Below are 14,668 nucleotides of genomic sequence, written 5' to 3'. Positions count from 1 at the left end.
CAAAGGACCTAAAGCAACTCTCTACGGTACTAGAAATTCTGCGTGACATCCTCAATCGCCGGCCCGTGAACGTTGTTTCTGTTGCATGAAACGCTATCGCGCGACTGCTAATTTTTGTGTCCAATACGGATGATTGAGTTAGATCGTACCGATATGGCTCTTTGTTCAGAAGAATAACCGTCTGACCTCAGACGAATTGGCTGAGGCAGTGCATCTGTCATCGACAGCTTGCCAGCGACGACTGAAGCGATGTGACCGGAGAAGCGGACTTCATGCTGGTCGTGACCGCCAACGACATGGAGGACTACGAACGTTTCACCCGCCGTTTTTCTATGAGAACGCCGACATCAAGGGTTTCAAGATAATGGGGGTTATGGATCGGATTTAAAGCGAGTTTCGCCGTTCCAATCGATATTTGATGTTCTGAACCACACAAGCCGAGAAGACGCTCGTCTCCAACGACTTCTACAAACACGAGTCGAGAGAAGCACGAAGAGCCACTTACCGTCGCTGTTTTGAACTGACGCGAGCGACGAATTCGTCCTGTTGTGCGGCTGCTAAGCTTGGCGCGATGCAGTCCAACGTCTTGCGGAGCAGCGAACCAGGGACGAATTGATGGGGCGAATGCGCCTGTTCTGATCGTGTCTCATGGAGTGGTGTAGCTGACGGCGTTGGTTGCCGCGCTTTCCGGCATGCGGCCGGCAAGATCAGCGTGCCACGGCCGGCAGGCTGATGAGCGGATCATCGCTCACTTGGCTGATGGTTTCCAGTGTCATGTAGCGGGCGCGCTGCACCGCCCATTCATCGTTCTGCTCCAAGAGCAATGCGCCGACGAGGCGGACGATGAGGCGGACGATGGCGTCGTCGTTGGGAAAAATGCCGACGACCTCGGTGCGCCGCTTGATCTCGCCGTTCAGCCGCTCGATCGGATTGGTCGAATGCAGCTTGACCCAGTGCTGTTTGGGGAAGCTCATTTAGGCGAGCACGTCATGCTGTACCCCTCCGGTGACCGTCACCGGAGGGGTACAATTAGTCACGCGTACATCCCAGTGCAGTATACAGTCCAAATTTAACCTGCTGTAGGTGTGCCGTTCGATGCTCCGTCTGCGTGGGGTGACGAGCTGCGAGAGGACTGCGGTAAAAATGAAGATGAAAATTGGAGCTCCAAAAGAGCGGTCCAACGCCGAGGCGCGTTGCGATGACACCTGAACGCGCCTGCAATTACGAAAGCTCGGTTACGACTGTTTCATTGAGAGTGGAGCCGGGAAGGCGGCGGGCTTTTTCGATGAAGCCTACCGCGGCGCATGCGTCACGGTCGCTGGCAGCGCCGATGCCTCCGCAGACGTCATTGCTAGGTTCGCCCGCCCGAAGCTGCCGAAGCCGAACAGCTCGGCCCGTGCAAGACGCTCATTTCGTTCTTCTATTCGGGGCAGAACGCGAGCCTGCTTGAACAGGCAAATACAACGGGCGCGAATGTGATAGCCATGGATATGGTTCCGCGCATTTCGCGCGCACAAAAAATTGATTGCGGATCGTGTCTCAGGAAGTGGTGTAGCTTCCGGCAAGCGGCCGTGCTTTCCGGCGCGGGCCGGAGGGGATATCAGCGTGCGACTGCAGGCAGGCTGATTTGTGGATCATCGCTCATTGATGCCATTGTCTCAAGTGTCATGTACCTGGCACGCTGCACCGCCCATTCATCGTTTTGCTCGAGCAGCAATGCGCCGACCAGACGGACGATGGCTTCGTCGTTGGGAAAGATGCCAACGACCTCAGTGCGTCGCTTGATTTCGCCGTTGAGACGTTCGATCGGATTTGTCGAATGCAGCTTGGCCCGGTGCTCTTTCGGGAAAGTCATGTACGCGAGCACATCCCCTTCGGCATCGTCCATGATGGCGGCGAGCTTCGGCACTTTCGGCCGGATCTGGTCGGCGACGTTGCGCCACTGGGTGCTCGCCGCCTCCGATGTATCCTGAGCAAAGGCGGTGGCGATGAAGGCGGAGACCACCCGTCGGCCGCTCTTTCCGGCGTGGGCCAGGGCGTTTCTCATGAAGTGGACCCGGCACCTCTGCCAGGTGGCCGATAGAACCTTTGAGACTGCGGCCTTTATCCCTTCATGGGCATCGGAGACGACCAGCTTGACGCCTCTGAGACCCCGTCGCGTCAGCTTGCGCAGGAACTCAGTCCAGATCGGCTCGGCCTCGGACGTGCCGATCTCCATGCCCAAGACCTCGCGCCGACCGTCGGTGTTGACGCCGACGGCGATGATGACGGCGACGGAGACGATGCGACCGCCGCGCCGGACCTTCAGATAGGTGGCGTCGATCCAGAGATAGGGCCAATCGCCCTCGATGGGTCTTTCGAGGAAGGCCTTCACCTTGACATCGATCTCTTCGCACAGGCGGCTCACCTGGCTCTTGGAGATGCCGCTCATACCCATCGCCTTGACGAGATCGTCGACGGAACGCGTTGAGATGCCTTGGATGTAAGCTTCCTGAATAACAGCCGTCAGAGCCTTCTCCGCCATGCGACGGGGCTCCAGAAAAGTTGGGAAATAGCTACCTTTGCGTAGCTTCGGGATGCGAAGCTCGACCGTTCCAGCCCGTGTCTCCCAGTCCCGGTCACGGTAGCCGTTGCGTTGGGCGAGCCGCATCGGGTTCTTCTCGCCGTAGCCAGCACCGGTCGCGCTGCCGATCTCCAGCTCCATCAGCCGCTCGGCCGCAAAGCCAATCATCTCGCGCAACAAATCCGCGTCAGCGCTCTTCTCAACAAGCGAGCGCACGTTCATCATCTCGTCGGTCATCGGTGGTCTTTCCATCAGGTTGGTCTTGAACAACCCGACCCTGCCGGAAAAACACTGATGGCCACCTAATCCTCAGGACCTACACCACTCTCGGGGACACGATCTGATTGCGCTTTCCTCGATGGCCAACATCGCCGGATATCGAGCGGTTATCGAAGCCGGCAACAACTTTGGCCGCTTCTTCACCGGCCAGGTTACAGCCGCTGGGAAAGTACCGCCGGCGAAGGTTCTGATCATAGGCGCCGGCGTGGCGGGCTTGGCCTCGATCGGCACTGCGACCTCGCTGGACGCAATCACCTATGCCTTCGACGTTCCCCCGGAACTGGCGGAACAGATCGAGTCGATGGGCGCCGAATTCGTTTTCCTCGATTTCAAAGAACAGCAGCAGGGCGGCGCCGCGACGGGCGGTTACGGAGAGTCCGAAGGTGCTTGAGCTCACCACGCCGAAAACAACCCCATCAGCCTATTGGAAGCTCACAGCTAGAGCCTTAATTCTTGGGTGTAAGCTCGTAGCGCTTGAACGCCGCGGCTTCGATTGCCTCCCGCGAATAGAGTAGCGGCGCATAGGCCCCGCTCGCCCACATCGGTGCCAGGTTACGGTAGAATGGGCTTTGCGGATCGCCCGACTGCCCCGGCGCGTTTATGAAAGCGCTCTCGTCCCAGCGGCCGACATCGAGCACCATACGGTATGAGGCGCCGCTGGTAGTGCGGAAATCACTGTTGCGATAGTAAGCATTCATCGGGCTATAGTTGGAGCCACCCTGCTGCAGCGGTGCAACATTCAGTTGCGCCTGTGTCAGCGCATCGGCGCGCGCTGCCATGGCGTTCTCAAACGCGGCATGATGCAGCTTACCCCAGGCCCAATTCGCAGGATCGGGACCAAGTCGTTCGGACACCTCCTGCACCGCTTCGCCCAGAGTTTCTAGCAGAATGCGGTCGCGTGCGACCTGGGGGTTGTCGCCAAACCGCTTGTCAGGCGTCTCAAGCAGATCTGCGATCGCGTCCAGATCGCCTCCACCGACAATACCGCGCGCCGCTTCGGGCGTGGCAACCGCCACCACGCTGCGTCCGAGATGCTTTGACAGCCATACCTCTGCCAAGGCGGCCGGCGCGCTGTCCACCGGGGTACGACCGTCCCAGTCCTTGAGTAATTTCAAGCCGGTCGCAATCTCTTTATTGTCGCTTTGCAGTGGCCCTAGCAATTTGGCGATCCGCCGGCCGAGGAAGTTGGTGTCATCAACCTGCAACGCCATTGCGTCGGCTAACGTCCATTTTTCTTTTGCGGCGAACACTTCCCGAATGCGCTGGCTGCGCGAGTCGCTTGCCCATTCAAACCCTATCCTATCATGCAGCGGGTGTCCTTCCGGAATGTTCATCTCATTGGCGCTGGCAAAATAACCCTGCTCGGGATTGTATGCCGACGGCAATTCGCTGCCCTTACGGAAGCCGTCCCATTCATAACGTCCGTCGCCGGGCACCGGCAGTAATCCATCCCAATTCCGGCGCACGGGAGCGAAGCCGGATGCTGTCCACCCAATATTGCCTTTGGTGTCAGCGTAAACCTGATTGAGCGAAGGTGCGCCCCAGCCTTCTGCGGCTTTGCGGAAACTGTCCCAGTTTTGGGCTTTCATGAAGCCGAGCGAGGAGAAATAAGGTGATGAGCCCGGCGCGAACCAGATCGAGCGTAGCGCGAACGCACGATTATTCTGCTTATCGATGTAGATAACCGGGCCATGCCGCGTAAACTTCAAGTCGACCTTCCGCGGCTCTTCGCCCTTAACCGGGACTTCCTCAGTCACCGTCCGCATGGTCTCATAGCCATCCTTGTAGTGGTAGCGGTTGGGATCGGCAGGATCCAGTTCGTAGACATAAAGGTCTTCCTGGTCGATGCGGAAGATGGTCAAGCCAAACGAAATTGCATCATTGTGCCCCATCGAGATACCCGGCAACGCCGGTTCGCCAGCGCCGATGGCGTTCAGACCAGGCGCGGAGAGGTGCACGGCATAGCGCAGCGAAGGCACCGCATGATCGCGGTGCGGATCGCCTGCTAGGATCGGCCGGCCTGTCACGGTGCGGGAAGGTGCAATGGTCCAATTGTTCGAGCCGGTAGCTGAGATCGAAGTTTCGAGCTCAGCAAGCCGTGTTCGGTAGCTTTGCGGATCGTTCAGTGACGCCTTTTTCGTATGGGGCGGGAAGGAAACGGCGTCCGTGCCCAGCACGAAATCACGCAGGACATCTTCGGGTATGGAGCAAGGATCGAGGCCCTCCGGCAGGGTTGGCGTAACTGGCGGCAGCAGCTTCTGGCGTAGGGCATCGGCCTCGATCCCGGCGGCACAGGCTGAGCGCGCCCGCTTCACTTCCGACGTGACATTGCGGGTCAGGCCATTGGAGCGGATGCGCACGATATCTTCAGCGTTCCATGTCGCAGGCTCTGACCCAGACAGGCGGAACTCGATCGGCAACAGTTTCGGATCAGCCTTGACGCGCGCCACATAGGCATTGACGCCGTTGGTAAAAGCTTCCGCGGCGGTGCGTGCTCCTTTATCATAGGCGGCCCATTCGGCTTCCATATCACCGTTATAGAGAAATAAACGCGCTGCTCTATCCTGCTCGGCATAGTCGGGCCCGAAGGACGCGGCGAGGCGGCCAAGCCCGCGTTTACGCCACAAATCGATCTGCCAAAGACGGTCTCGCGCCGCGTTCCAGCCCTGCAGGAAAAATGCATCCCGCTCACTTTTTGCGTAGATATGGGAGACGCCCCATTGATCGACGATAATTTCAGCTGGCTCCTGAAGGCCCGGCACCTCGACGGCCTCCATGTTCGCTCTTTCCGCTCCGCGCGCCAATCCGGCGCTCACTATCAATGCCATTGCAGCAAGTGTGCACAAAGCTCGGTCGATACGTCGGTTCTGGTTATGCTTGGAAGGCGCAAGGTTTGCGGCATGGACGTTCGAGGTCATATTTCACTCCCTGACTTGCTCGGGCGGGCCTTCGGTCCGTTTGGCTTCTCATCGCGGATAGCTGACTGTGCCCCATTGCGTTCCAGTTTCTGGAGATCTTGCGGTGTAGCGTGACATCGCTCCAATAAGGTCTCGGAACGTTTCTCCTACATAGGCCGGGCACCCTCACACCGTCCATCAGCATGGCTAAACTTGGCCGCCCAGCGAGCGGCCCGGCGAGAACGCCAACCGCCAAATCTGCGGGCCAATGACAAATCAAACAAGCAATTGCCCGAGCAACTCTGCACTTTGGTCCAGCCGTTTTCCTGCGTGCGGATGTGCGAAAGAGTGCAATTTCGCCTACCCGCTGATCCAGACTTTCCGGGCGCTCGATAAACTTCTACTTGCTTTCCGCAGCAGGCTGCGTCAGTCCATCAGCGGTCTGGCCGGTTCTTCGGTGCGGTCACGAACGTCGGCCTGAAGTCGGCATCGAAGGAATCACCAGCAGGCTTGTTGGCATACCGTAGTTCAGCCGCTTCTCTATTTCAGCTTTCGCCTGAGGCGAAGCCGCCTGGGCGGTGTCGGCTTGTCCCAGATTCTAAACCTTGAGGGAGTAGTGATCTCCAAATTGAGGACATTTTGGCAGTCGCACGCCGAGTTGAACTTTCTCCCCTTCAGAGCGCAATTTCGGTTATCCATTGACACGATTGTCGTGCTCGATCATGCATAGGGTTCGTCCTACCGGTGGAGACTGAAAAATGACACGCCGTATAGCGCTATCGGCGACGGACGGGACCATCGTTATCGAGCAATGTTTCGCCGAAGTGTTTAACACCAACCAAAATGTGCACAATCTCGGCTACCCCGTCAAGACCTGACGATTTTTGGCCGGTCGCACAGTTCTTCAGTAATAGTTACCCTTCGCGGCAGTGGCGACTGCAACCAAGCGAGCCGATCCACGGGTTCCGCAGGCTTGGCTCGCCGACATCCTCGCCCGCATTGCCGACATGCCGGTCGCACGGCTCGAAGAGCTGTTGCCGTGGAACTGGTCTTCTTCGAAAGTGGCTACCGACAAGGTCGCCTGACCGAAGAATGGACCGACGATGGAATATCGCAACACGACCCTCTACACCCTCAAATACGTGGCCGAAATGCTCGAGGAGAATGAGGCCTTTCTCCACGATTGCTCCATCGGAATGTTCTCCGAGGACGGACGCCTCAGCGCCTACGACAGCGTCCAAGCCTCAGAATGGAGCGAGCCTATCGTCGTCTTCACGGAGGACGGTATCGATAATCTTCGGTACATGATCAATGTGCCCACAGAGATGGGTGACGCGCCGCCCAAGCCTGTCACAGAGGCCAAAGGTTCGGTGCAGTAACCCCCGCGGTCCTCACCGGACGGATACGTCATGCTCGGCCTCGTCCATGATGGCGGCGAGCTTCGGGACCTTGGACCGGATCGGGTCGGCGACGGCGCGCCACTGGGCGCTGGCGGTCTCCGGTGTGTCCTGGGCGAAGGCGGTGGCGATGAAGGCGGAGACGACACGGCGGCCGCTCTTGCCGGCATGGGCGAGCACGTCGCGCATGAAGTGGACGCGGGGGCTGTTGAAGAAGTCCCATGCTTCTGATTCAATTGAGTTATCGTTGATTCTTTGGAGCCTTCACGATGCTCGGCCGTAAGGAACGCGATCAGCTCGAACTCTACATGTGCGGCTCGCTGCGGCAGTTGGTCCCAGACGATCACATACTGGCTAAGGTGTATGCCCGAGGCGCAGGTTAACATTGCGAACCACTGGTTTGTCGGTTTCGTCTGCATGAAGTGCTTCCTGACCATTCATCGCTGACCCGAATCCGTCAGCGTTGGGGTGCCGACCGCTTTCGTAAGATTTTTGAGCGAACGGTAAAAGTCTGCGCGGCAGCCAAGATCGCCAACGGTGAGATTGTACATGTAGATGCCCTCATCCGTGCGGATGTGAGCTGGGAGAGCATCGCAGTTCGCCATGTGGATGCTATCGCCATCGCTAACGAAGACACTGATGGAGAACGAAATAGTCGTAAAACCGGCAAATACAAGAAGGTTTGTACCACTGACCCTGACGCTTCCATGGCTACCAACGGGCGCAATCGCCGGCTTGAACCAACCTACAAGCAGCACGCGGTAGTAGATGATTCCCGCGGTGTAGTTCTCGACGTGGAGGTTACGACCGGCGAGGTGAATGAGGGACAGGTCATACTTGATCGCCTTGACACAGTCGCTGACATGACAGGGGCAGCGATCAAGACCGCGACAGCCGATGCAGGTTACGCCTAAGCTAAGGTATTTGCAGGCATGGAGCAACGCGCCATCCAGGCAGTGATTCCAGCAAAGGCGGAACCGATCCGCAGGCCGGTGCCGATGCGACGTTTTCGCTACGACCCATGCATGATGTTTTCAAGTGTCCGCGCGGCAAAATCCTGAAGGCAGGTCGTGCCATCAAACATGGGCGCTTCTTTACATCACGAGCCGCCGACTGCCGACATTGCGATATGGCCCGACTTTGCCTCTCGAAGGGCCGGGTCAATAAAGCTGTGGTGCTCGGCGATGACTATCCTGCGCTTCTCCGAGCTCGCCGCCAGCGGGAACGCTGGTCGGATGAAGACCGAGCCTTGTACCAACGCCACCGTTGGCGCTCAGAGGGATGTCATGGCGAAGCCAAGACCTGGCACGGACCCCATCGAGGGCGATCCGGCGCGGCCTGACAAATATGAAGATCCAAGCCTATCTGACGGCCGTACTGCCGAGAAGCTGCGAATTCCGCCCGATATCGCCTCATAAATGGAAAAGCCTTTGCATCTGGTTCGTCGGTGGCATCCGCATAGCAGCCGCTGTCAATTGATTTCTCAACAGCCCCGCACTGCATAGGTGTTTTCGGCACCATGGACGGCGGTAACGCAATGGCTAGAACTGCCTGATGGGCAGCGGTTCTTCTCGATCGCCCGAACAGTGAGCTCAGGCGGAGGGGCATTTGGAGTTCCGGGGTTGGACCGGGTCGTGGCGCTGGATAAAGGGAGCCGCTCACAATGGAAGAGAAGCCAGTCACCTGATCCCAACCCACAAGAAGCAGTGCATTGAGATCATCCCACTAGACTTCGATAGGAAAATTGAACCCGGCTTTGACGCGATCCATGACCACCATTGTCTTGAATCCTTTGATGTCATTATTCTCGTAAAAGAAGCGCCGGGTGAACTGCTCGTAGTCTTGCATGTCTTTTGCGGTGACGACGAGGAGGAAATCGGCTTCGCCGGTCACGTAGTATCCGATCATGACCTCACGCGTGTTCCTGATTGCCGACTTAAAGCGATCGATTATGTCAGCCCTCTCGCGCTCAAGCGATACAAGAACCACGACTGTCACCTGCCTGCCGACCGCCTTAGGTGAGACGATAGAAACGTCGGCTTCGATAACGCCTTCGGCGCGCAAGCGCTTGAGCCGGCGCTGACAGGCCGTAGGAGAGAGGTTCGCCCGCTCGGCCAATTCCTCGGACGTGAGCCTGTTGTTCGTTTGAACGGCCTTAAGAAGCGCGATGTCCGCGCGATCGAGCGCCATGGTTGAGGAATCCTGCAAACAATAGGGAGCTGCGGAGGAATCCTGCATAGACTGCATGATGTTCGCCGTCAATCTGCATCAGTTTGGCGGCACATTGGCGCATCCAAATTGGGTGCGGACGTTCGATTGAGCGCATTGCGATGCTTTCCTGTTCGCCGGCTAAGATCATCGCGCTACGGAAGGGGCTTAAAATGACCGTTAACATCAAGGACATCGCCGAGAAGGACCGCAACACGGTCCTGCATCCGTTTACGCAGCTGAAGGACTTTGCGGCCGGCAAGCTTGGCGAGCCGACCATCGTCAATGCGGGGAAGGGGATCCGCATCCAGGATGCGCACGGCAACCAGCTGATCGACGGCTTTGCTGGCCTCTACTGCGTCAATGTCGGCTATGGCCGCACCGAGGTTGCCGAGGCGATCTCCCGCCAGGCCTATCGTCTCGCCTACTACCACTCCTATGCGGCGCACACGACGGACGAGCTTGCGATTCTGTCGGATCGTCTGGTGAGGATGGCGCCCGGCAACATGAGCAAGGTGTTCTATGGCATGTCCGGTTCGGACGCCAACGAGACCCAGGCCAAGCTCGTCTGGTACTACAACAACCTGCGTGGCAAGCCAGCCAAGAAGAAGATCATCTCGCGTGAGCGCGGCTATCACGGCTGTAGTGTCGTCTCCGGCTCGATGACCGGCATGAGCTTCTACCATGACCACATGGACCTGCCGCTGTCGCGGATCCTCCATGCGGGTGTTCCGCATCACTATTGGGGCGCGAACCCCGGCGAGACCGAGCGGGAATTCTCCTCCCGCCGCGCCGCCGAGCTCGACGAGATGATCGAAACGCTTGGCCCCGACAATGTCGGAGCCTTCATCGCCGAGCCGGTTCTCGGCACAGGCGGCATCACCCCGCCGCCGGAAGGCTATTGGGAAGCCATCCAGGCGGTGCTGAAGAAGCACGACGTGTTGCTGATCGCCGATGAGGTGATCACCGGCTTCGGCCGCACCGGCTCGATGTTCGGCTCACAGCACTATGGCATCGAGCCTGACCTGATCACAGTCGCCAAGGGGCTGACGTCGGCCTACTTCCCGCTCTCAGCCTCAATTGTCGGGGAGAAGGTCTACAGGGTGCTGGAAGACGGCGCCGATCGTGTCGGCGCCTTCTCGCATGGCTACACCTATTCCGGCCACCCGATCGGTGCGGCCGCAGCGAATGCGGTGCTCGACATCGTCGAAAAGGAAGATTTGCCGGGCAATGCCCGTGAGGTCGGCGACTATTTCCAGGCACAGCTCAAGGAGAAGTTCGCCCAGCTGCCGATCGTCGGCGAAGTGCGTGGTGTGGGCCTGATGGGCGCCATCGAGTTTGTCGGCGACCGTGAGAACAAGAAACGTTTCGATCCGTCGCTGAAGGTCGGAGCTCGTGTCTCCAAAGCTGCCCGTGACCGCGGCCTGATTGCCCGCGCAATGCCGCATGGCGACATTCTCGGTTTTGCGCCGCCGCTCGTCACCACAAAGGAAGAAGTCGACGAGATCGTCTCGATTGCCGAGAAGGCCGTTCGCTCCGTCATGGACGAACTGGTTCGCGACGGCCAGAGGCTCTGATCGATATTTGAGCCAAGGCGTCCGATAATCGCGGCCGCCAGAAAACTTGTCATCAACGATTGCATGACGCCGGAACAGGGCAAGCCATTACCTTTGCCTTCTGGGACAAACGCGACCTCCAGAAAGAGGTCATCAGGAATAGGGAACCTGGCTATATGACTGCCGCCAAACTCCACATCACCACCAGCCTGGCGCCGATCTCTGTTCATAGCCCCTATGACGGGGCGCTGCTTGGGACGGTCGAGGCAACCGATCCCGCCGACATCGATCGGTTGCTGGCAACGGCTCGCCGCGGGGCCGAGATCTCGCGCAATCTGCCGCGGCACGAACGGGCGAGCATACTCGAAGGGGCCGCCCGGATCGTCGAAAGCCGCAGCAATGCTTTTGCCGAGACCATCGTTCGCGAAGCCGGCAAGACGATCGTCCAGGCGCGCAAGGAGGTGCTCCGCTGCGTTAATACGCTGAAGCTGTCGGCGGAAGAAGCCAAGCGCAACGCCGGCGAGATCGTGCCCTTCGACGCCTATACTGGCTCGGAACAGCGCCAGGGCTGGTTCACCCGCGAACCGCTCGGCATCATCACCGCGATCACGCCTTATAATGACCCTCTGAACCTTGTGGCACACAAGCTCGGCCCGGCGATTGCCGGCGGCAATGCCGTGCTGCTGAAGCCATCGAACCTGACGCCGTTCTCGGCGGTCAAACTCGTTGAAGTGCTGCGGGAGGCGGGCCTGCCCGAAGAGGTCATCACCATCTCCCATGGCGACCGAGAACTGGTGACCGCTATGATCGCTGCACGCGAGGTGCGGATGGTGTCTTTTACCGGTGGCTTCGCCACCGGTGAGGCGATCAGCCGCGCGGCTGGCCTCAAGAAGCTTGCCATGGAGCTCGGCGGCAATGCGCCGGTCATCGTCATGAAGGACTGCGACTTCGACAAGGCTGTCGAGGGCTGCGTCTCGGGTGCTTTCTGGGCGGCCGGCCAGAACTGTATCGGTGCGCAGCGCATCCTGGTCCAGGCGGAGCTCTACGACCGTTTCCGTGATGCCTTCGTTGCGGCAACACAGAAGCTCAAGGCCGGTGATCCGCTGCGAGAAGACACTGATGTCGGGCCGATGATCTCCAAACAGGTCGCCGAACGCACCGAGGCTGCCGTCAACGAAGCGATCAAAGCTGGCGCGAAACTGCTTTGCGGCAACCGCCGTGAAGGATCTCTCTATCACCCGACCGTGCTTGAAGGCACGCCTCTGACCTGCCAGCTTTGGCTTGAGGAAGTGTTTGCGCCAGTTGTCATACTAGCTCCCTTCGACACGCTCGACGAGGCGATCGAGATGGCCAACGATCCCGACTACAGCCTGCACGCCGGCATCTTCACCAGCGATCTGAATGTTGCGCTCGACGCGGCCAACCGCATCGAAGCCGGCGGGGTGATGATCAATGACTCCTCCGACTATCGGTTCGACGCCATGCCCTTCGGCGGCTTCAAATACGGCAGCATGGGCCGAGAAGGCGTCCGCTTCGCCTACGAGGACATGACCCAGCCGAAGGTCGTTTGCATCAATCGGTGGTGAGGCTCAGGTGACTTGATGCAAGGCTGGGAGGGGAGGCAACTGTCATGATCGGCGCCGAGTACCGTCTCTGCGATGTCGCACTCGATTGCTCGTTCAGGACACGAGAGGCGCGCGTCGAGCGTGAGCAGGCGCTCGCGATCATCGACCTTCTGGAGTCCAACACCTTTACGCCGATCGCCCATGAGGGTGGCCCCTATCGCCTCAAGATCGAAGCCGCGGACGGACGCTTGGCCCTGCACGTTACCGACGACAACGGAGTGCATGTGGTCAGCCACTATCTGTCGCTCACGCCTTTCCGGCGGCTGCTCAAGGATTACACTCGCATTTGCGAAAGCTACTACGATGCGACGGGCCGGCCCGGACCTGAGCGGCTGAAGGCGATCGACATGGGCCGGCGTGGCATCCACAACGAAGCGGCCGAGCTGCTGAGAGAGCGTCTCTCCACTAAGGTCAGCATCGACAAGGACACGGCGCGTCGCCTGTTCACGCTGATCTACGCGCTACTCGCACGCAATGCCGATCACCGAATTCTCTCAAGTTGAACAACCAACCGACCACCGTCGAGCGTTCGGTGTTGGCACCCGATTTCTAATGCCTGGAGGAAGTACAAAGTGCATGCAAGATCACAGCCGCCGATAAAGTTCGGCAAACGAAAGTCTCGAAACCATACTCCTCAAGCTTCGAGAGGTGCGTGATGCAGGTCGGTTCCGCAGCCTTCCTGGAGAGCGTCGACCAGAGCTTCCGCCATGCCATGTCCTTCTGGATCTACCCGAGGGACTGGCCGATCGAATCATCCAGTGCAACTCAACTTACACGGTCCGCTTCGGCGTTCGCTTGCGCGGACGAATGTACAGCTTCACCGGCTGACGCTCGATCCATAGCGAGCACTGCGAACCGGTCAAGGGCGGTATTCGCTATGCCTCCAACACCGATGCCGAAGAGGTCGAGGCACTTGCGGCGCTGATGATGCTGAAGTCATCGCTTGTCGACGTGCCGTTTGGCGGTTCCAAGGGCGCGCTGAAGATCGATCCGCGCGATTGGACACCGCAGGAGCTCGAGCGCATCACCCGCCGCTTTACCCAGGAACTCAACAAGCGCGGCCTCATCGGTCCAGGCGTCAATGTTCCGGCTCCCGATATCGGCACAGGCGAGCGGGAAATGGCCTGGATGATGGACGAGTTCCGTCGCGCCAATCCGACCGACGTTGTCAATGCGCGTGCCTGTGTCACCGGAAAGCCGCTGTCGAAGGGCGGCGTTGCCGGTCGGACGGAAGCGACGGGCAGGGGCGTGCAGTTCGCCATCCAGAGCTATCTTCGCGACACCCGCACGCCCGGTCTCGACGGCCGGCGCGATCTAAAAGGCGCCTCGGTCGTCGTGCAGGGTTTCGGCAATGTCGGCTATCACGCCGCCAAGTTCTTGTCGGAGGAGGATAGTGCACGCGTCACTGTCGTTGCTGAACGCGACGGCTATGTCGCCAATGCTGAAGGCCTTTCCGTCGAGTCACTCAAGCAGCACCAGATCCGCACCGGCAGCATTCTTGGCTTTGAAGGCGCCAAATCCTTCACTGGCGATATGACCGGCATTGAGCAGCGCTGCGACGTTCTCATTCCCGCCGCGATTGAAAATGCCATTTATGCTGAGAATGCCAGCGCATCAAGGCCCATCTCGTCGTCGAAGCAGCTAACGGGCCTGTTACCTTCGAGGCGGATAAGATCCTTCGCTCCCGCGGCGTGACCCTTCTTCCCGATCTCTATGTCAATGCCGGCGGTGTCATCGTCAGCTATTTCGAGTGGGTCAAGAACCTGACGCATATCCCCTTCGGCTTGATGGAACGTCGTCGGCGCGAGCGACGCAACCAAACGATTGCGGCTGCGCTCGAGCGGATGACCGGCAAGGAGTTCCCGGCCGATGTCCGAGACGAGTTCCTGGAAGGCGGCGCCGAGATCGACCTGGTTCGCTCAGGCCTCGAAGACGTCATGCGCAGCACCTGGGCCCGCATTGGCGATCTGCTAGAGAAACAGCCGGAGCTTGGCGACTATCGCACTGCCGCGTATGTCGCCTCCATCAGACAGATTGCCGAAGCCTATGAGGCAATCGGCATCTGATCCGAAATCAAATGGCCGCCGGGCTTTGCCAAGCAGAACCACACGCCTTGGTGATCGTTCGGCGGCCTCTTCCTATG

Annotated in this window: 7 protein-coding genes and 9 pseudogenes; 11 read left to right on the top strand and 5 right to left on the bottom strand. The window is 59.1% G+C overall.

Going from position 1 to position 14,668, the window contains the following annotated elements; all coding sequences use genetic code 11:
- Positions 1-129 precede the first annotated feature (129 nt).
- A pseudogene (locus AYK65_RS00285) lies at positions 130-419 on the top strand (Lrp/AsnC family transcriptional regulator).
- A gap of 288 nt (positions 420-707) precedes the next feature.
- On the opposite strand, the pseudogene AYK65_RS00280 reads toward AYK65_RS00285, so the two are convergent.
- A pseudogene (locus AYK65_RS00280) lies at positions 708-974 on the bottom strand (transposase); the annotation flags it as partial.
- A 241-nt stretch (positions 975-1,215) separates the two neighbouring features.
- On the opposite strand from AYK65_RS00280, the pseudogene AYK65_RS00275 reads away from it, so the two are divergent.
- Positions 1,216-1,466: pseudogene (locus AYK65_RS00275) on the top strand (Re/Si-specific NAD(P)(+) transhydrogenase subunit alpha); the annotation flags it as partial.
- A gap of 134 nt (positions 1,467-1,600) precedes the next feature.
- Here the strand turns inward: AYK65_RS00275 and AYK65_RS00270 are convergent.
- Positions 1,601-2,800: an IS256 family transposase gene (locus AYK65_RS00270; RefSeq protein ID WP_046118692.1), complete on the bottom strand. Its 1,200-nt coding sequence runs from the start codon at positions 2,798-2,800 to the stop codon at positions 1,601-1,603.
- Positions 2,801-2,906: 106 nt separating this feature from the next.
- Here AYK65_RS00270 and AYK65_RS00265 point away from each other — a divergent pair.
- Positions 2,907-3,212: pseudogene (locus tag AYK65_RS00265) on the top strand (Re/Si-specific NAD(P)(+) transhydrogenase subunit alpha); the annotation flags it as partial.
- A gap of 76 nt (positions 3,213-3,288) precedes the next feature.
- Here the strand turns inward: AYK65_RS00265 and AYK65_RS00260 are convergent.
- Entirely contained in the window at positions 3,289-5,760 is a 2,472-nt protein-coding gene (locus AYK65_RS00260; protein ID WP_081157734.1) for a penicillin acylase family protein, read from the bottom strand.
- 944 nt (positions 5,761-6,704) lie between these two features.
- On the opposite strand from AYK65_RS00260, the pseudogene AYK65_RS00255 reads away from it, so the two are divergent.
- Both AYK65_RS00255 and AYK65_RS00250 read left to right on the top strand, forming a co-directional pair.
- Positions 6,705-6,824: pseudogene (locus AYK65_RS00255) on the top strand (transposase domain-containing protein); the annotation flags it as partial.
- Between the two features lie 18 nt (positions 6,825-6,842).
- A complete protein-coding gene (locus AYK65_RS00250; protein WP_081157733.1) occupies positions 6,843-7,118 on the top strand; it encodes a hypothetical protein in 276 nt (91 codons plus the stop codon).
- 24 nt (positions 7,119-7,142) lie between these two features.
- Here AYK65_RS00250 and AYK65_RS00245 read toward each other — a convergent pair.
- Positions 7,143-7,337: pseudogene (locus tag AYK65_RS00245) on the bottom strand (transposase); the annotation flags it as partial.
- A gap of 68 nt (positions 7,338-7,405) precedes the next feature.
- On the opposite strand from AYK65_RS00245, the pseudogene AYK65_RS00240 reads away from it, so the two are divergent.
- Positions 7,406-8,585: pseudogene (locus AYK65_RS00240) on the top strand (transposase); the annotation flags it as partial.
- Between the two features lie 56 nt (positions 8,586-8,641).
- Positions 8,642-8,779 (top strand): annotated as a pseudogene (locus AYK65_RS32860) (short-chain fatty acyl-CoA regulator family protein); the annotation flags it as partial.
- A gap of 82 nt (positions 8,780-8,861) precedes the next feature.
- Here the strand turns inward: AYK65_RS32860 and AYK65_RS00230 are convergent.
- Complete coding sequence (locus AYK65_RS00230) at positions 8,862-9,326, bottom strand: Lrp/AsnC family transcriptional regulator (protein WP_081157732.1); 465 nt, start codon at positions 9,324-9,326, stop codon at positions 8,862-8,864.
- Between the two features lie 191 nt (positions 9,327-9,517).
- Between AYK65_RS00230 and AYK65_RS00225 the strand changes: the two genes are divergently transcribed.
- The 4 genes and pseudogenes from AYK65_RS00225 to AYK65_RS00210 all read left to right on the top strand — a co-directional run bounded on the left by AYK65_RS00225 (position 9,518) and on the right by AYK65_RS00210 (position 14,591).
- Positions 9,518-10,921 carry an aspartate aminotransferase family protein gene (locus AYK65_RS00225; protein WP_081157731.1) on the top strand — a complete coding sequence of 468 codons (1,404 nt, stop codon included), beginning with the start codon at positions 9,518-9,520 and terminating at the stop codon, positions 10,919-10,921.
- Between the two features lie 155 nt (positions 10,922-11,076).
- Positions 11,077-12,486, top strand: coding sequence for an aldehyde dehydrogenase family protein (locus AYK65_RS00220; RefSeq protein ID WP_081157730.1), 1,410 nt, complete (start codon positions 11,077-11,079; stop codon positions 12,484-12,486).
- A gap of 44 nt (positions 12,487-12,530) precedes the next feature.
- Positions 12,531-13,028: a UPF0262 family protein gene (locus AYK65_RS00215; RefSeq protein WP_081157729.1), complete on the top strand. Its 498-nt coding sequence runs from the start codon at positions 12,531-12,533 to the stop codon at positions 13,026-13,028.
- A gap of 152 nt (positions 13,029-13,180) precedes the next feature.
- A pseudogene (locus AYK65_RS00210) lies at positions 13,181-14,591 on the top strand (Glu/Leu/Phe/Val family dehydrogenase).
- Positions 14,592-14,668 lie beyond the last annotated feature (77 nt).

This window comes from Ensifer aridi, from assembly GCF_002078505.1.
Lineage (GTDB): Bacteria > Pseudomonadota > Alphaproteobacteria > Rhizobiales > Rhizobiaceae > Sinorhizobium > Sinorhizobium aridi.
This window is presented reverse-complemented; position numbering and strand designations above follow the sequence as displayed.